Source organism: Yersinia enterocolitica subsp. enterocolitica, assembly GCF_901472495.1.
GTDB classification, from domain to species: Bacteria; Pseudomonadota; Gammaproteobacteria; order Enterobacterales; family Enterobacteriaceae; genus Yersinia; species Yersinia enterocolitica.
On sequence record NZ_LR590469.1, the window covers coordinates 864,839 to 882,964 of the forward strand.

Consider the following 18,126-nt stretch of genomic DNA (forward strand, 5'->3'; position numbering starts at 1 on the left):
ATCTACTTGAAGAATGTCCTAAACGTGATTTTCAGTGAAAAGAACTATTGTTAGGTGTTTGGACTGTGAAGATCTGTAGCGGCACGGGTGATATCATTATTTGCTCTGCAAATTTACCCAGTTTAACCGTAAGATGTGTTGTCTCGGGGTATTCGGTATAATGGCCTGATATCTGTGATGTATTTACGAGCAATTTCGCGGAGCGATGTGTGAGTCAATCTCTGTTGGACCTTTCAGGTTACATCAAGTTTTTTGTTGGCTTATTTGCGCTGGTGAACCCGGTGGGTATTTTGCCAGTATTTATCAGTATGACCAGCTATCAGGCAGCAGCAGGGCGGGATAAAACCAACCTAACTGCCAACCTGTCGGTGGCAATTATTTTATGGATTTCGCTATTTCTTGGCGATGCCATTCTAAAAATATTTGGTATTTCTATTGATTCATTTCGTATTGCTGGCGGGATCTTGGTGGTGAGTATTGCCATGTCAATGATCAGCGGTAAGCTGGGTGAAGATAAACAGAACAAGCAGGAAAAAACAGAAACTGCGGTGCGTGAAAGTATTGGCGTCGTCCCATTGGCATTACCATTGATGGCAGGGCCGGGTGCGATCAGTTCAACTATCGTTTGGAGTTCTCGCTATCACAGTTGGCAGAACTTAATGGGGTTAACTGTCGCGATTGCGCTTTTTGCATTCTGTTGTTGGTTATTGTTCCGGGCTGCACCATTATTGGTTCGATTACTCGGTCAAACTGGTATTAACGTTATTACACGTATTATGGGTTTACTGCTGATGGCATTGGGTATCGAATTCATAGTAACCGGCATCAAAGCTATTTTCCCTGGTTTGCTTTAACCCGCATCAAGACAATTAATCAATAGCTCCCCATTCATCACTGTTGAGAGGCCACCTGGTTATTACCGGTGGCCTCAGACTGCTGACAAACCTCGAGCCCCTAGGGAAGGGTTTACGGCGTCTTTACGATCTGCCTGTTTTCACCGCTACGGGCACTTTGACATTAACCTCAGGCCACTTGGTTATTACCGGTGACCTTTTTCTTGTCATTAGTATGATATTGAAGTCTCCAGGCATTATTTTGGTGCAAATAATGAATGAACTTTAATCTATTGCACTCAAATGCTGCATTAATAGTTGCTCGGTACAAATAATTTGGCTTAAGGCCTATTTGTTCATCTTTAATAACTCGCTGATTAACCTTCCGATTAAATTAAATACGCTATTTGTTGTTAAAATGCTCACATCATTCTGTAGGGCTTGTGCTGAATTTATCTAGATGTTATTAGTGATTACATTGCAATGAGTAGGTGTTTATTCTGGTAATAGTAAAAATGTTAACTTTATGTTTCTTATCACTGTTTTTAAACATAATTTTTGATGTGAAGTTAAAATCGTTATTATATATAACTAATAAATTCAAAGCATTACGTCTTGACTTGAATGCTTATACAATGAGTTACTATCGTCAGTACCCGATTGAAAAAGAGAGTTGCTTAACATTTCTGTAAAAATTATTGGCGTCAGATTTCGGCTTCTGTTAGCTTTTAGCTTTCGGACAACTCCATAGCGAGAGATTTCTTGTTTTTTCAATAAAACTGACTCGTAATTTTTATTTTTGGAATAGTTATTGCTAGTCGTTGTTGGCGGCAGATTGACGCAAAACCTTGAGAAAAACATCACAAGTCTCATAAAAGGGCGGTTAGAAATGCAAAGAAAGTTTAAACAGCGACCACTGGCAATAATTGGCACTATTTTGGGTTTATCTTTTTCGGCTGGATCAATGGCGGTAGCGGTTCCTCCGGGCGTAGAATTAGCGCTAGATCAGAGTATTACTATTAATAATGGTTCCGAAGTTGCCTCTTTAGACCCACATAAGGTTGAGGGAAATCCTGAAACCAATATTATTATGAATCTGCTGGAAGGGCTGGTGAGTAATGATGCGAATGGTCATATCATTCCTGCCGTCGCGAGTCATTGGGATAATGACGGCTATAAAGTCTGGACTTTCCATTTACGTGATGACGCGGTGTGGAGTGATGGCACACCCGTCACAGCGCAGGACTTTGTTTATAGCTGGCAGCGTTTGGCTAATCCTAAAATAGGCTCTCCGTACGCCAGTTATTTACAGTATGCCCAAATTGAGAATGTTGACGCGGTGCTAAAAGGCGTCAAAAAACCAGATGAATTAGGGGTAAAAGCATTAGATGCCAACACCTTGCAAGTTACGTTAACCGAACCTGTCCCTTACTTTATTAGCATGTTGTCACACACCTCAATGAAGCCGGTTAAGCGTGATGTTGTTGAGAAATATGGCGATAAATGGACGCTGCCACAAAATTTTGTCGGTAATGGAGCCTATAAATTAAAAGACTGGGTGGTTAATGAGCGTATTGTGCTCGAACGCAGTCCGACTTATTGGAATAATAAAGAAACTGTCATCAATAAAGCGACTTTCTTACCGATCAGTTCTGAAGTGAGTGATATCAATCGCTACCGTAGTGGTGAAATTGATATTACCAACAGCGCCATTCCTCCCCATCTGTTTGCCAAAATGAAAAAAGACCTGCCAGCACAGGTTCATGTCAGCCCGTATCTTTGTACTTTTTATTACGAAATTAATAATGAAAAAGCGCCGTTCACTGACGCAAGGGTCAGAACAGCGATTAAGTTAACGCTCGATCGCGACATTATTGCCACCAAAATTATGGGGCAAGGGCAGATCCCTGCTTATGGTTTTACCCCAACATTTACCGAGGGCGCAAATTTTGTTTTACCTGAATGGGCAAGTTGGCCGCAGGAAAAACGTAATGCCGAGGCGAAGAAGTTACTTGCAGAAGCCGGTTTTAATGCTGAAAACCCATTAAAGTTTAATTTGCTCTACAACACCTCAGATCAAAATAAACAACAAGCTATTGCTGCAGCATCCATGTGGCAAAAGAATCTCGGTGCTACTGTTACCTTACAGAATCAGGAATGGAAAACATCGTTAGAAAGTCGCCATCAGGGCCAGTTTGATGTTGCCAGAGCAACATGGTGTGGCGATTACAACGAACCAACAGCATTCCTCAATATGCTGTTATCAAACAGCAGCAATAATACCTTCTTCTATAAAAACCCAGATTTTGATGCATTATTAGCCAAAACGTTGGCAGCACCTGATGTTAAAGCCCGTACCGCTTTGTACCAGCAAGCAGAGAATTTGTTGGACAAGGATTCGGCGATGGTGCCGGTATATTACCGTGTCAGTGTGCGGCTTATTAGGCCAACAGTGGGGGGATATAGCGGTAAAGATCCGCAAGATTTAATTGATTTAAAAAATCTTTATATTCGTCAGGTACAGTAGCCAGAAATAGAGTTTGCAGTAAGAAGTCGTGTCATAAAGTATTTAGGAAAACAAACAGGGTATTAGGGATGTATAACACAGTACGAATTTTCGTCTGATGTTAATACATATAGGATATTACATGGCCGGATTCGTTCCCCGTGCGATGTAATTGATAAATGCCTTTTAAAGGTGAAGCTCGCCTGACTATAGGGCGATGCAATAATAAAAACTGGAGTGAATATAAGCATGACCAACATCACGAAAAAAAGTCTCCTGGCCGCAGGCATTGTGGCTGCTTTGGGTATGACGGTTGTAGGAAATACTTTTGCAGCCAATGTACCTGCAGGTGTACAGCTGGCGGAGAAGCAAGTTTTAGTTCGCAATAATGGTTCCGAGCCTCAGTCATTAGACCCACATAAAATCGAAGGTGTACCTGAATCAAATATCTCTCGTGATCTGTTAGAAGGGTTGGTTATTAATGATCCTAACGGCAAGATCCTGCCGGGTGTAGCGGAAAGTTGGGATAATAAAGACTTTAAAGTGTGGACGTTCCATCTGCGTAAAGATGCTAAATGGTCAAATGGTGACCCTGTAACGGCTCAAGATTTTGTTTATAGCTGGCAGCGCCTGTCTGATCCTAAAACTGTTTCTCCGTATGCAAGCTATGTGCAATATGCACATATCGCTAATATCGACGATATTATCACCGGTAAAAAATCACCTGATACCTTGGGTGTAAAAGCTCTGGATGACCATACTCTAGAAGTGACGCTGAGTGAGCCGGTTCCTTATTTGGAAAAATTGTTAGCTCATCCTTCTATGTCTCCGGTGAACAAAACTGTTATTGAGAAGTTTGGCGAGAAGTGGACGCAGCCACAAAACTTTGTCGGTAACGGTGCCTATAAGTTGAAAGATTGGGTCGTTAACGAACGTATCGTGTTAGAGCGCAGCCCAACTTATTGGGATAATGCGAAGACCGTTATTAATCAGGTTACATACTTGCCAATCTCTTCTGAAGTGACTGACGTTAACCGCTATCGTAGCGGCGAAATCGACATGACTTATAACAACATGCCGATTGAATTATTCCAGAAACTGAAAAAAGAGATCCCACAAGAAGTGCATGTTGACCCCTATCTGTGCACCTATTACTACGAAATCAACAACCAAAAAGCACCATTCACTGATGCCCGTGTCCGTGAAGCCCTGAAACTGGGTATGGATCGCGATATTATCGTCAACAAAGTGAAAAACCAGGGTGATTTACCGGCTTATGGTTTCACCCCGCCATACACCAGTGGTGCCGAGTTGACACCGCCAGAATGGTTCAGCTGGACACAAGAAAAACGCAATGAAGTGGCTAAAAAGTTGCTGGCTGAAGCCGGTTACACTAAAGATAAACCACTCACCTTCAATCTGTTATACAACACTTCTGATCTGCATAAGAAACTGGCCATCGCGGCGGCATCTATCTGGAAGAAAAACTTGGGTGTTGACGTGAAGTTAGAAAATCAAGAGTGGAAAACCTTCCTTGATACCCGCCATCAAGGGACTTTCGATGTCGCTCGTGCTGGCTGGTGTGCTGACTATAACGAACCTTCTTCATTCCTGAATATGATGCTATCTGACAGCAGCAATAACACCGTGCATTATAAGAGCCCGGCGTTTGATAAGCTGATTGGCGATACGCTGAAAGTTCAAACCGAGAAAGAGCGTGCTGGTTTGTACCAACAAGCTGAAGTCCTGTTGGATAAAGATTCTGCAATTGTACCGTTGTTCTATTACGTGAATGCCCGTTTAGTGAAACCTTATGTCGGTGGTTATACCGGTAAGGATCCACTGGATAATATGCACGTTAAAGATCTTTATATTATCAAGCACTAATATTATAAGGGCAGCCGGTAAGTCATGGGCTGCCCTTTTTGCTTTGAAATATAAAGTCGCAGTAAGAGGCTAAAGGTACAGGCAATGTTAAAATTTATTCTACGCCGCTGTCTGGAAGCAATTCCGACACTTTTTATTTTGATTACCATCTCATTCTTCATGATGCGTCTCGCCCCAGGCAGCCCATTCACTGGCGAACGTAATCTTCCACCCGAAGTGATGGCAAATATTGAGGCGAAATATCACCTCAATGACCCAGTTTATAAACAGTATTTCAATTACTTGGGTCAACTGGCGCAAGGTGATCTTGGGCCTTCCTTCAAATACAAAGACTACACAGTCAATGAGTTGGTCTCAGCTTCGTTTCCAGTTTCAGCAAAACTGGGGCTTGCGGCATTCCTACTGGCAGTGATTTTAGGTGTCAGTGCCGGAGTTATTGCTGCGCTGAACCAAAATACCAAGTGGGATTATACCGTCATGGGGTTTGCCATGACCGGAGTGGTTATTCCGAGTTTCGTCGTTGCTCCTCTGTTAGTCCTGGTTTTTGCCATTATATTAAAATGGCTGCCCGGTGGCGGTTGGAACGGCGGCGCACCGAAATTTATTATTTTGCCGATGGTGGCGCTGTCATTGGCTTATATCGCCAGTATCGCGCGTATTACCCGTGGCTCAATGATTGAAGTTCTGCATTCCAACTTTATTCGTACTGCGCGGGCCAAGGGTTTGCCACTGCGAACGATTGTATTACGTCATGCGTTAAAGCCTGCGTTGTTACCTGTCTTATCCTATATGGGGCCAGCATTTGTTGGCATTATCACCGGCTCAATGGTCATTGAAACCATTTTTGGTTTGCCGGGTATTGGTCAGTTGTTTGTCAACGGAGCGTTAAACCGCGATTACTCACTGGTCCTGAGTCTGACCATTTTGGTAGGCGCATTAACCATTTTATTCAATGCGATTGTTGACGTGTTATATGCCGTTATCGATCCGAAAATCCGTTACTAGCACTGGAGCACGCCAATTATGTTAAGCAAGAAAAATAGCGAAGCTCTGGAAGTTTTCAGTGAAAAACTGGAAGTTGAAGGGCGTAGCCTTTGGCAGGATGCCCGCCGCCGCTTTGTTCATAACCGCGCGGCGATCACCAGTTTGGTGATCCTGATGTTAATTACTTTATTTGTCATTTTTGCCCCGATGTTAGCTCAGTTTTCCTATGCCGATACTGACTGGGGCATGATGTCAGCGGCACCCGATATTGAGTCCGGACACTACTTTGGTACGGATTCATCTGGCCGCGACTTATTGGTACGCGTAGCGATTGGTGGACGCATCTCATTGATGGTGGGTGTTGCTGCGGCCTTGGTTGCCGTGGTGGTTGGCACCTTATATGGATCGTTATCAGGCTATCTGGGTGGGAAAGTCGACTCACTGATGATGCGTTTGCTGGAGATTCTTAACTCATTCCCCTTCATGTTCTTCGTCATTTTGCTGGTGACTTTTTTTGGTCAGAATATTTTACTGATATTTGTCGCGATCGGTATGGTCTCCTGGCTGGATATGGCACGTATTGTGCGTGGGCAGACATTAAGTCTGAAACGCAAAGAGTTCATCGAAGCGGCGTTGGTGGGCGGTGTTTCCACGCGTAATATTGTGTTGCGCCATATCGTACCAAACGTGTTGGGCGTGGTTGTGGTATACGCCTCATTACTGGTTCCTAGCATGATTTTGTTTGAATCATTCCTGAGCTTCTTAGGGTTAGGGACGCAAGAGCCGCTGAGTAGTTGGGGCGCATTACTCAGTGATGGTGCCAACTCGATGGAAGTTTCTCCTTGGTTATTGATGTTTCCTGCCGGTTTCTTGGTGGTCACACTGTTTTGTTTCAACTTTATCGGCGATGGCTTACGTGATGCCCTCGACCCGAAAGATCGCTGAGGAGTAGCACTATGATGACTATTGATAATCAGTCTGCTGTTCAGCAAAACGTTCTGTTGGATGTCAAAGACTTGACCGTTACATTCGGCACACCCGACGGTGATGTTACTGCGGTAAACGCGCTTAATTTTGACCTGCGCGCTGGTGAAACGCTGGGTATTGTGGGCGAGTCAGGTTCAGGTAAATCCCAAACAGCATTTGCATTGATGGGGCTGCTGGCCAGTAATGGTCGGATCGGGGGTTCGGCGAAGTTTAATGGCCGTGAGATCCTGAATTTACCCGAAAAGCAGTTGAACCGTTTACGGGCAGAAGAGATCTCGATGATCTTCCAAGACCCAATGACCTCCCTAAATCCTTATATGCGCGTGGGTGAGCAGCTAATGGAAGTGCTGCAATTGCATAAAAAGATGAGTAAGAGTGAGGCCTTTGAAGAGTCAATTCGCATGCTTGATGCGGTAAAAATGCCTGAAGCGCGTAAGCGTATGCGTATGTATCCGCATGAATTTTCAGGAGGAATGCGTCAGCGCGTGATGATAGCTATGGCGCTGCTGTGCCGCCCTAAGCTGTTGATTGCGGATGAACCGACAACAGCACTGGATGTGACTGTTCAGGCTCAAATCATGACGTTGCTAAATGAACTTAAGAATGAGTTCAATACGGCGATCATTATGATTACCCATGACCTTGGGGTGGTTGCCGGTATTTGTAATAAAGTCCTGGTGATGTATGCGGGGCGAACTATGGAATATGGTCAGGCTCGGGATGTGTTTTATCATCCAAGTCACCCTTATTCTATTGGTCTGCTGAATGCAGTACCTCGCCTTGATGCTGAAGGCGAATCTCTCATGACTATTCCGGGTAATCCACCCAATTTACTGCGCTTGCCGAAAGGGTGCCCATTCCAGCCTCGTTGCCAGTATGCAATGGAAAGCTGTAGCACCGCTCCAGCATTAGAGCATTTTGGTGATGGCCGTTTACGTGCCTGCTACAAGCCAGTAGGGGAATTAGTATGAATGCCATGACAGAGAAAAAAGTATTGTTAGAAGTGGCTGACCTGAAAGTCCATTTTGATATTCAGGATGGTAAACAGTGGTTCTGGCAGCCGTCAAAAACCCTCAAAGCTGTCGATGGCGTTACCTTGCGTTTGTACGAAGGTGAAACCTTAGGTGTGGTGGGTGAGTCTGGTTGTGGTAAATCAACTTTTGCCCGCGCTATCATTGGTTTGGTGAAAGCAACTAGTGGTAGTGTGGCGTGGTTAGGTAAAGATTTACTTAACATGAGTGATGCGCAGTGGCGTGAGACGCGCAGCGATATCCAGATGATATTCCAGGACCCACTGGCATCATTAAATCCGCGAATGACTATCGGTGAAATCATTGCTGAACCACTGCGGACTTATCATCCCAAAATGCCGCGTCAGGAAGTTAAAGATAAAGTCAAAGCCATGATGCTGAAGGTGGGTTTACTGCCTAACTTAATCAACCGCTATCCTCATGAATTCTCGGGTGGTCAGTGCCAACGTATTGGGATTGCTCGCGCATTGATCCTTGAACCGAAACTGGTTATTTGCGATGAGCCGGTATCAGCATTGGATGTATCAATTCAGGCTCAAGTGGTAAACCTGTTGCAGCAATTACAACGTGAAATGGGGCTGTCACTGATTTTCATCGCACATGATCTGGCGGTGGTAAAACATATTTCTGACCGGGTATTAGTGATGTATCTGGGGCATGCGGTAGAGCTTGGCACTTATGATGAGGTTTACCATAATCCTCAGCATCCCTACACCAAAGCATTGATGTCGGCCGTACCTATCCCTGACCCAGATAAAGAAAGGGCAAAAGTGATTCAGTTGCTGGAGGGGGGGTTACCATCACCCATTAATCCGCCATCTGGCTGCGTTTTTCGTACTCGCTGCCCAATCGCTGGGCCAGAGTGTGCAAAAACCCGCCCATTATTGGAGGGGAGCTTCCGCCATGCGGTTTCTTGCCTGAAAGTGGATCCGCTATGATGCCCATATTCAGATATTAATAGTCTGATAGCAAAAATCCCCGCCAGATAAATCAGCGGGGATTTTTTATTGGGTATAATACACGAGCGACAAACATCAGGTTGATCAAGCTGCTGCCAAAGCTAAGCAGCGGGTGGGGCGCTGGTTACTCTTTCCACAAGATATGGCAAAGTTTATGATCTTTTTCTCGGCACAGTAGAACACGAGCAAACACATCGTTTATCTCTTCACCATCACTATCAGCCAGACCAATGACAACTTCGGCGAAAAAGTCCGGATTTACATCAAAATCGACATGTTCTTGCCAATCTTCGGCGGGATCAAATAACTCAGCACCGCCGCGCTCTTCAAACTGAAGGTTAAACAGTAAAATATCTGCTGGATCGAGGTTATCACCTGCCAGTTCCAGAAAAATATCGTAAGCCTGTTCCAGTGTTTCATCTTCAGTCAGGCGATTATTAAGGTCCATTTGCAGATTCCCATTTGTCATTTACAGATTGCGCTCATTAAAACACTCTCTATGCTGCTTTTACAATTATTATGCTATTGAAAGCGAATAACTCAGAGAATCTACAATTAGGCAATTGTTAGCTTTCCCATTGATCACAGGAATGGGCTGAAAAAGTAGAATAATCTTTCAGTTACGCGATGCCAGAGTGGGCGCTTATTCCACTGTTCGTCGTCTAATAATACCGAACGAGCAATATAATCATCCTGAACTTGTGCCAAATCTGCACCAAAACCATCATCATCAATCACCAGTGTGATTTCAAAATTCAACCATAAGCTACGCATATCCAGGTTGACTGTTCCCACCAAACTTAATTGGCCATCGACCAGAACACTCTTGCTGTGCAGCAACCCGCCTTCAAACTGGTAAATTTTAACTCCGGCATCAAGTAGCTCAGAGAAGAAGGCACGGCTGGCCCAACGCACCATCATTGAGTCGTTATCGCGCGGAACGATAATGCTGACGTCAACACCACGTTGCGCCGCGGTACAGATGGCATGTAGCAAATCATCACTTGGCACGAGGTACGGCGTAGTCATGATCAACTGCTTACGAGCGGCATACACGGCGGTTAATAATGCCTGGTGGATCATCTCTTCAGGGAAGCCGGGGCCAGATGCAATCACCTGAATAGTATGGCCGCTCTCTTCTTCGAACGGCATGATATGAGTATCTGGTGGCGGCGGCAGAATACGTTTGCCGGTCTCAATCTCCCAGTCACAGGCATAGACGATACCAATGGTTGTCGCCACCGGGCCTTCCATGCGCGCCATCATATCAATCCATTGGCCGACTCCGGCATCTTGTTTGAAGAAGCGCGGATCCACCATATTCATGCTGCCGGTGTAGGCAACATAATTATCAATCAATACAACTTTACGATGCTGGCGCAAATCCATACGGCGCAAAAATACCCGGAAGACATTGACTTTAAGTGCTTCGACAACTTCAATTCCGGCGTTGCGCATCATGGCAGGATAGGGGGTGCGGAAGAATTGTTGGCTACCGGCAGAATCCAGCATCAGTCGGCAATGGACGCCGCGCCGCGCCGCAGCCATAAGAGATTCAGCGACCTGATCAACCAAGCCGCCCGGTTGCCAGATATAAAACACCATTTCTATATTATGGCGAGCCAACTCGATATCACGGACTAAGGCTTTTAGTGTGTCATCGGTGGTGGTTAACAACTGTAATTGATTGCCTTTAACGCCGCTGATGCCCTGGCGGCGTTCGCACAGTTGGAATAATGGGGTTGCCACCTCGCTGTTGGAGCTGGCAAAAATATGTTGGCAATCTTTCAGTTCACTGAGCCAGCGCGCGGTAGACGGCCACATGGCCTTGGCGCGTTCAGCTCGACGTTTACCGAGATGAAGCTCACCGAATGAGAGATAAGCAATTATTCCCACCAACGGCAGAATATAGATAACAAGTAGCCATGCCATGGCCGAAGGAACGGCTCTGCGTTTCATGAGAATACGCAACGTGACCCCGGCAATAAGCAACCAATAGCCAAAAACTGAGAGCCAACTGATTACGGTATAAAATGTTGTCATAAGGGCGGAAATCCTGTTCACAAACGGTCACTAAAGAGTGTACGCACAGTACGGCAAAGGCGAAACCTTTAATCGGATATATTGCGGGATAAAGTCTTTTAAGCTAAAGGACTTGCAAAGCGAATACCTTAGTCGATATCTATATATAGCTGGCGTTTTTTGTTTTTACCACACTGTAGGTTAGATGATTTAAGGCTAAATATGCGTTTTTTCCCTGTGGCGACTTGGCGCAACAGATGAAAAGCTTATAATAGCTCGGTTCTCAGCTTTGGAAGAATAGCTTCATGAGACGGAGTAAGAATGAGGTAGGCCGTTGGCGTATGTTGCGGCAAAACCAGCGTCGAAAAAATCGCTGGCTTGAAGGTCAATCACGGCGCTATCGCCATATCTATTGTGTCCGGCAACTTCACGAGCATCAGCATCGTAGGTCGCTATTGTTCACTGTGGCTTATGAGTGGTGATTCGCTGTGAGGGTTGTAAAAACAGTCTCTTTATGAGGCTGTTTTTGTTTTTGCCCCAGCAAGGAGATACCCATTATTAAATTTTTACCTGCAAATATCTTGCGCAATACATTCTCCCTTCTGGAGGGGTGACCTGACATTGTTAAAAAAATGATATTAATTGGAATCTGGAAATAATATTTTCCACTTTAAATTTCACATTTCCGCGCAGAAAAATCACGCCTATCCTAAATTAACAAAATGCGATGATTCTGATGTTCATATTAATAATAAACTGGGCAAAATAGACCCTTGGCAGTTTATTTAACATCAGAAAGAGATCACGCTACCCTATATATCAGGTTGCTTCGTTCTAATCGTTCAATTTCAGGGGTGTTACTGTGGGAGGGTTCGGAGCGACCATTCCCTAACGAAATAAGTGATTATTGAATAATAAACATGATAACCATCATGTTTATTTGATACTTTCATATCTATCAATAAGTTGTTTTAAATCTCATCTTTTCATGTCAATATCATTTATCGTTTTTAGTGATCAATAATAAAAAATTGATCAATTTTATCAATTGATCAATACTGCTGTTCTAATCAAATAAAAGGATTTTACTGTGGATAGCAGACTAAACATTGCGGTTGATTGCGCTTTTATCTGTGAACCTGTTTACCAACATAACGGTAAGTTACTTGCAGTAGAGTTATTGAGTCGCTTTACGACAACCTCTTTTAAATCTCCTATTTATACTGAACGCTTCTTACATCAACTTAATGCTCAGACGAAGGCTAAGTTGCTGCACGCTCAATTATGTGAAGTTAAAAATCAGCAGAAATGGTTTATTGAACACCAAATAATACTCTCAATAAATATAGACTTTGATATGACAAACGCAGTATTGAATGATGATGATGTCATATCACTATTGGATTCAATGCCTTTTATCCGACTGGAAATAATGGAGAGCTTCCCTAACCTCGGTGATGGTGCCGAGAACGCATTATTAAGTAAGCTCGCTAAACGATATTCGCTATGGTTGGACGACTTTGGTAGTGGCAATGCTCATCTTGCTGCGGCCAGCAGTGGCTTCTTTGAGTGTGTGAAAATTGATAAACATTTTTACTGGCAGTGGGCGGGCAGTGTCACCTTCGATAACCTGGTGACGCGTTTGCGTGAATATTGTCAGAATGTTGTTGTCGAGGGTGTCGAAACTCATTTGCAGTATTGCCAACTGGCTGACATAGGCGTCGATGCTATGCAAGGTTACTTATTCAGTTCTTGCCCATTGGAAGAAGTGAGCCATCTTCCAATGCAATACGGCCATTTTAATATTAGGTGATGATATTCAGCGGGCGCAGTTATGGCGCGCGAGGAAATGCAAATTTTGTCGTCAGGACATCAGCTTAGATAAGCTTTTGCTGTGAATATCACAGTTATATGATGCGGTTGAGTGGATGATATAATCCCTATTCCAGCAAAGGTCATAGTTAATGTCTCAATATAAATTAGCTAAAACAGTATTCTTCGGGGATTTGAAAAGCAGCCCGGCGTTGCATAAATATGAGATTTATTGTGAAGAATCTGAGCTGCTATATCACGCTGCTATTTATGCTGAACAAGTCATTGCTGCCGGCAAACATACTTACCCTGTTTGGGTCAGAAAAGATCATATGATCTTAAAATCACCTGCGCATATGCTCGACAAAGCAGTGGAAACCTGTGAAGAGCATTGGCTGAAACACTACAAAGTCTAGTGGGTTGAGCGAGGGTACGTTAAAGCCAATACGCCTGATGGCAGGCGTATGATTTCCATCGCAATTCGTGTATTTATTCAGCACAAACTCAACTGATTTTTCAATGATTTTATCCTTCTCCCCGCGATCAAACCAAACACCGTGACAGTTCGGGCAATCATCAATCTGAATGTTTTTACGTTCGGATATAATCGCTTTGACTCAAAATACGCGTTTATAGGGTCTTACAATGACTGAGTGATACACCCCAGCGGCCACATAAGGGTCTTGTTCTGCCCAAGCCTCGGCTTCTTGCTGCGAAGTAAACTCAGCTATCACGGTAGAACCGGTGAATCCGGCAGCACCGGGATCCGCACTGTCGATGGCGGGATTAGGCCCCGCGGTCAATAAACGGCCTTGATCCTGCAATGCTTGTAAGCGAGCCAGATGGGCAGGGCGCACGGACAAGCGCTTCTCAAGTGAATCAGGCACATCGGTCGCAAAGATTACATACAGCATATTTCACCTATTCGTCATCAACAGTGGATATGGCAATTTGATTTGTGTTCGGTGTTCCATCACATCATGTTCCACCCATAAATTCAATAATTGGTGAGAAGAGGGATATCTGCAATTTATCGACAATACACCGGTAATTCATAATGAAATAAAATGATAACCAGGCGTAAATAGAAAGTGTTATTTGGTAGATATTGCCGTTTAAAGCATCATTTAAGACCTATCGCTAAGATAGTTTGCAACTGCGTATTGAATATGATTGCTATTTGCATTTAAACTTAGCTGCATTAGAGGACACTGAATTATTATGCAGCTAAATAAATTTTTCTTGGGTCGACGGCTTACGTGGCCACTCGCATTTTCAGTAGGTATACATGGCAGCGTAATTGCGGCATTGCTGTATGTATCTGTAGAGCAAATGAGAATACAGCCAGAGATAGAGGATGCGCCGATCGCGGTCACGATGGTTAATATAGATACCTTCGCGGCACCACAGCCAGCAGCGGCAGAGCCGCAGGCTGAACCTGAACCTGAACCTGAGCCCATCGAAGAAGCGCCACCAGAACCTGAAGTGCTGCCAGAACCGGTGCCTGTATCTATCCCTGAACCGGTGAAACCAAAACCTAAACCTAAACCGGTGAAAAAAGAAGTCAAAAAACCGGAAGTGAAAAAGCCAGATGTTAAAAAGACAGTTGCACCGCCGGATGACAAGCCTTTTAAATCAGATGAGCCAGCACTGGTTGCTACTAATGCACCGGTTAAATCAGCACCAAAAGCATCGGTGCTGGGCGTGTCAACCTCTACTGGGCCAAAAGCCCTGAGTAAGGCGAAACCGACTTATCCCGCCAGAGCCTTGGCGTTAGGGGTTGAAGGGCAGGTTAAAGTGCAATATGACATTGACGAAAATGGTCGAGTCACTAATGTGCGAATTCTGGAAGCAACACCGCGTAATACCTTTGAGCGTGAAGTGAAACAGGTAATGCGCAAGTGGCGTTTTGAAGCGGTTGCGGCCAAGGATTATGTCACCACAGTGGTGTTCAAAATTGGCGGCACGACGGAAATGGACTAAGGCAGTGATATTGCTGTTCGGCAATATCCACGTTGCAATAAAAAGGGTCGCTGCTGGAGCGACCCTTTTGACATCTGACATCAACCAAATGGCAACTATTGCGTTGCGCCCACTTCAAAGTTTCGGCTACCTTCAGGTAAGGCGCGAGCTTTGCCGATATCATCAACGGCCACATAGGTGAATACCGCTTCAGTAGCTTTGTAACGCTGGCCAATAGGTTCGGAAGAGACCTTTTTCACCCATACTTCAATATTGATGGTAATAGAACTGCGGCCGCTCTTAATGCAGCGGGCATAACAGCAAACCACGTCACCCACCGCAACAGGTTTGAGGAAGGTCATGCCATCAACACGTACAGTGACCACACGCCCTTGGGCTATCTCTTTAGCTTGAATAGCACCGCCAATATCCATTTGGGACATCAACCAGCCACCGAAAATATCTCCGTTGGCATTGGTGTCTGCGGGCATCGCAAGGGTGCGCAGTACCAGCTCACCGTTGGGTAATGCTTGTTCACCGCTAGGTAATAACCGTTCACCGCGAGGTGATATTTGTTCCTGGGTCATCTCTGCCTACTATTTTAAATTATGACTTTTTCTGTTCTTCCGGCATATGTCGGTAAATATAAACGCCACTGATAAGTGTGAATACCAGCGTCAGAGCGGTTAAGCCAAAGACTTTGAAATTGACCCAAATGTCTTGCGGTAACCAGAAAGCCACATAGATGTTCAGCAAACCGCAGACCAGGAAAAACACCGCCCAAGACATATTCAGCGTTGACCAGACGGTATCGGGTAATGTCAGTTCCTTACCCAGCATGCGCTGAATCAATGGCTTTTTCATAAACCACTGACTAACTAATAACGCGACGGCGAACAGCACATACAGCACCGTCACTTTCCACTTAATAAACAAGTCACTGTGGAAGGCCAACGTTAAGGTACCGAACACTAACACCATAATGGCGGTGACCAGGGTCATTTTTTCTACCTTGCGGTATTTGAACCAAGTAAAGGCCAGCGCCAGCAAGGTTGCGACAATCAGCGCCCCTGATGCGACAAAAATGTCATACATCTTGTAGAAAACGAAAAATACTACCAATGGGAGAAAATCTAAAAGTTGCTTCATGAATCAATCCATCATTTGTACACCGCCCGACTATACCGGATTCAGTGCGGTGAGGGTACCTACGGTAAAACACTATTATCCTTAATTATCTGTGGGAATGCGCGCTCCGCCAGCGGAATTTGCAGAAACTTACGATAAACAAGTAACAGATTTTGTCTGTATATTGCCAGTTTGGTATTAACCCAGCATGATAAGTAATAGATATTGGGTTAAAGCTTGGTGGAGTTAGTATGCAGAGAAAATCACTCCGGTATTGGATGCCGGGGTTGACTCAATTAATGGCTTATGAACGTGACTGGCTTAAGCCAGATGTGAGAGCTGGGTTATCGGTGGCCGCAGTGGCATTGCCCATTGCTATCGCCTATGCGGAATTGACCGGCGTTAGCGCTGCGGTTGGATTGTATTCGTGTATTTTGCCGATGATTGCCTACGCATTTTTTGGCTCCTCACGGCAATTGATTGTTGGGCCTGATGCGGCGACCTGTGCGGTTATCGCTGCGGTGGTTGCGCCGTTGGCCGCGGGGAACAGCGAGGTTCACTGGCAACTGACTATCATGATGACACTGATGATGGGGACATGGTGTCTGGTGGCCAGCCGCTTTAAGCTCGGGGCATTAGCTGATTTATTATCGCGGCCTATACTTACCGGCCTACTTAATGGGGTAGCGATCACCATTATTGTTGATCAGTTGGGTAAAGTATTTGGTTTTATGGCCCGCCCACCTCAATTGATTGAGCGAGTGCTGGCTCTGCCACATAATTTAATCAACAGCCATTTACCCACGGTTGCCATTTCATTACTGACATTTGTCGTGCTGTACGGTGTTAAGTGGTTACGGCCCAACTGGCCTGCGCCGTTGTTAGCCATTGTCATCGCGACCTTTGTCTCTTGGTCTGCCAATATGCAACAGTTTGGTGTCGCGGTGGTTGGCGGATTTGACGGTGGTTTGCCGATGGTGCATTGGCCTGATTTCCAACCGGGCCTGTTGCGTGACATGGTGATCCCGGCACTCAACCTGGCGGTGGTCAGTTTTGTCAGTATGATGCTTACCGCCCGCAGTTTTGCCGCCAAGAATGGCTACGAAGTGGATGCCGATGTCGAGCTGCGCGCGCTCGGTGTCACCAATATTGTCTCCGCGCTCTCACAGGGTTTTGCTATCAGTGGGGCGAGTACCCGCACCGCAGTGAATGATGCCAATAATGGTAAGAGCCAACTGGTATCGATTATTGCCGCGTTGGTTATTGCAATGGTGTTGCTATTTTTAACGCGCCCGCTGCAATTTATCCCCATCGCCGCGCTGGGTGTGGTGCTGATTTATGCCGCCTGGTCTTTGCTCGGATTCAGAAGTTTATGGCAGTTACGTAAACGTAATACGCAGGCTTTCTATCTGGCGATTTTTACTTTCGTCAGTGTTGTTTTAGTGGGCGTAATTAGTGGTATTGGTTTGGCGGTGTTGTTGGGGTTATTGCAATTCTTACGCACGGTATTTCGCCCAACAGAGCAGTTATTGGGGGTTAATGCTGATGGCATGATCCATTCTATGCGCAGTGGTAACGGCATTAAACCTGTGCCTGGCGTGATGATTTACCGCTTTAACTCACCGCTGACGTATTTCAACGTTGCCTACTTCAAGCGACGTATTTTGAATCTGGTTGATAGCACGCCACATCCCGCTGACTGGGTGGTGATTGATGCGGTAGCCAGCTTTACTTATGCTGATATCAGTGTGTTGGCTGCGATTGATGAGCTTAAGCGCGATCTGAAGCAGCGTAATATTAAGCTGATATTAGCCGGGCGACGCACTGAATTGACGCGCTGGTTCCGGATTAATAAGTTGAAAAGCCATGATGATGATCTGGTTTTGGTGCCCGATTTGTATCTGGCTCTCAAGCTGATTCAGAGTAAACAGCGGGTGGCAGAGAGACAAGAATCGGAACCTGAGCCGGAAATGAGAACAACAGCAAATGTGTTGAATCCGGAATAACAAAAAGGG

General features: G+C 45.1%; 18 protein-coding genes. 12 read left to right on the top strand and 6 right to left on the bottom strand.

The window, feature by feature from the left end; translation table 11 throughout:
- Positions 1-209 precede the first annotated feature (209 nt).
- The 7 genes from FGL26_RS04025 (at position 210) to oppF (ending at position 9,166) form a co-directional block, all read left to right on the top strand.
- A complete protein-coding gene (locus FGL26_RS04025) occupies positions 210-854 on the top strand; it encodes a YchE family NAAT transporter (protein ID WP_005164160.1) in 645 nt (214 codons plus the stop codon).
- 868 nt (positions 855-1,722) lie between these two features.
- Complete coding sequence (locus tag FGL26_RS04030; RefSeq protein WP_005169309.1) at positions 1,723-3,360, top strand: ABC transporter substrate-binding protein; 1,638 nt, start codon at positions 1,723-1,725, stop codon at positions 3,358-3,360.
- A gap of 228 nt (positions 3,361-3,588) precedes the next feature.
- Entirely contained in the window at positions 3,589-5,226 is a 1,638-nt protein-coding gene (oppA, locus tag FGL26_RS04035) for an oligopeptide ABC transporter substrate-binding protein OppA (RefSeq protein ID WP_005169310.1), read from the top strand.
- Between the two features lie 84 nt (positions 5,227-5,310).
- The gene (oppB, locus tag FGL26_RS04040; RefSeq protein ID WP_005164166.1) at positions 5,311-6,231 is read left to right on the top strand and encodes an oligopeptide ABC transporter permease OppB; all 921 of its coding nucleotides are present in this window, start codon (positions 5,311-5,313) and stop codon (positions 6,229-6,231) included.
- 15 nt (positions 6,232-6,246) lie between these two features.
- On the top strand, positions 6,247-7,155 hold the full coding sequence (gene oppC / locus FGL26_RS04045; protein ID WP_026017849.1) for an oligopeptide ABC transporter permease OppC: 909 nt from the start codon (positions 6,247-6,249) through the stop codon (positions 7,153-7,155).
- Between the two features lie 11 nt (positions 7,156-7,166).
- Positions 7,167-8,168, top strand: a complete 1,002-nt coding sequence (oppD, locus tag FGL26_RS04050) for an ABC transporter ATP-binding protein (RefSeq protein ID WP_005169311.1) — start codon at positions 7,167-7,169, stop codon at positions 8,166-8,168.
- Positions 8,165-9,166, top strand: a complete 1,002-nt coding sequence (gene oppF / locus FGL26_RS04055) for a murein tripeptide/oligopeptide ABC transporter ATP binding protein OppF (protein WP_032912713.1) — start codon at positions 8,165-8,167, stop codon at positions 9,164-9,166. The genes oppD and oppF overlap by 4 nt, the downstream gene beginning before the upstream one ends.
- Positions 9,167-9,311: 145 nt before the next feature.
- Here the strand turns inward: oppF and FGL26_RS04060 are convergent, their stop codons facing one another.
- Together FGL26_RS04060 and cls are read right to left on the bottom strand one after the other, a co-directional pair.
- A complete protein-coding gene (locus FGL26_RS04060; RefSeq protein ID WP_026017848.1) occupies positions 9,312-9,641 on the bottom strand; it encodes an HI1450 family dsDNA-mimic protein in 330 nt (109 codons plus the stop codon).
- Positions 9,642-9,769: 128 nt separating this feature from the next.
- The gene (gene cls, locus FGL26_RS04065) at positions 9,770-11,230 is read right to left on the bottom strand and encodes a cardiolipin synthase (RefSeq protein WP_005169313.1); all 1,461 of its coding nucleotides are present in this window, start codon (positions 11,228-11,230) and stop codon (positions 9,770-9,772) included.
- 284 nt (positions 11,231-11,514) lie between these two features.
- On the opposite strand from cls, the gene FGL26_RS04070 reads away from it, so the two are divergent.
- The 3 genes from FGL26_RS04070 to FGL26_RS04080 all read left to right on the top strand — a co-directional run bounded on the left by FGL26_RS04070 (position 11,515) and on the right by FGL26_RS04080 (position 13,437).
- Positions 11,515-11,691, top strand: coding sequence for a YciY family protein (locus tag FGL26_RS04070; protein ID WP_050110477.1), 177 nt, complete (start codon positions 11,515-11,517; stop codon positions 11,689-11,691).
- A 608-nt stretch (positions 11,692-12,299) separates the two neighbouring features.
- Positions 12,300-13,022, top strand: a complete 723-nt coding sequence (locus FGL26_RS04075) for an EAL domain-containing protein (RefSeq protein ID WP_005169315.1) — start codon at positions 12,300-12,302, stop codon at positions 13,020-13,022.
- Between the two features lie 151 nt (positions 13,023-13,173).
- Entirely contained in the window at positions 13,174-13,437 is a 264-nt protein-coding gene (locus FGL26_RS04080; protein ID WP_005169318.1) for a hypothetical protein, read from the top strand.
- Here the strand turns inward: FGL26_RS04080 and FGL26_RS04085 are convergent.
- Both FGL26_RS04085 and FGL26_RS04090 read right to left on the bottom strand, forming a co-directional pair.
- Positions 13,366-13,629: a TFIIB-type zinc ribbon-containing protein gene (locus tag FGL26_RS04085; protein ID WP_390899606.1), complete on the bottom strand. Its 264-nt coding sequence runs from the start codon at positions 13,627-13,629 to the stop codon at positions 13,366-13,368. The genes FGL26_RS04080 and FGL26_RS04085 overlap by 72 nt on opposite strands.
- 9 nt (positions 13,630-13,638) lie before the next feature.
- Positions 13,639-13,935: a YciI family protein gene (locus FGL26_RS04090; protein ID WP_005169319.1), complete on the bottom strand. Its 297-nt coding sequence runs from the start codon at positions 13,933-13,935 to the stop codon at positions 13,639-13,641.
- 307 nt (positions 13,936-14,242) lie between these two features.
- Here FGL26_RS04090 and tonB point away from each other — a divergent pair, with 307 nt between their 5' ends.
- The gene (gene tonB / locus FGL26_RS04095; protein WP_005169321.1) at positions 14,243-15,004 is read left to right on the top strand and encodes a TonB system transport protein TonB; all 762 of its coding nucleotides are present in this window, start codon (positions 14,243-14,245) and stop codon (positions 15,002-15,004) included.
- Positions 15,005-15,099: 95 nt separating this feature from the next.
- On the opposite strand, the gene yciA is transcribed toward tonB, so the two are convergent.
- Both yciA and FGL26_RS04105 read right to left on the bottom strand, forming a co-directional pair.
- Positions 15,100-15,570 carry an acyl-CoA thioester hydrolase YciA gene (yciA, locus tag FGL26_RS04100; protein ID WP_138060219.1) on the bottom strand — a complete coding sequence of 157 codons (471 nt, stop codon included), beginning with the start codon at positions 15,568-15,570 and terminating at the stop codon, positions 15,100-15,102.
- Positions 15,571-15,589: 19 nt separating this feature from the next.
- Positions 15,590-16,132 carry a septation protein A gene (locus tag FGL26_RS04105; protein ID WP_005164183.1) on the bottom strand — a complete coding sequence of 181 codons (543 nt, stop codon included), beginning with the start codon at positions 16,130-16,132 and terminating at the stop codon, positions 15,590-15,592.
- A 230-nt stretch (positions 16,133-16,362) separates the two neighbouring features.
- On the opposite strand from FGL26_RS04105, the gene FGL26_RS04110 reads away from it, so the two are divergent.
- Positions 16,363-18,117, top strand: coding sequence for a SulP family inorganic anion transporter (locus FGL26_RS04110; protein WP_011816413.1), 1,755 nt, complete (start codon positions 16,363-16,365; stop codon positions 18,115-18,117).
- Positions 18,118-18,126: the final 9 nt, after the last annotated feature.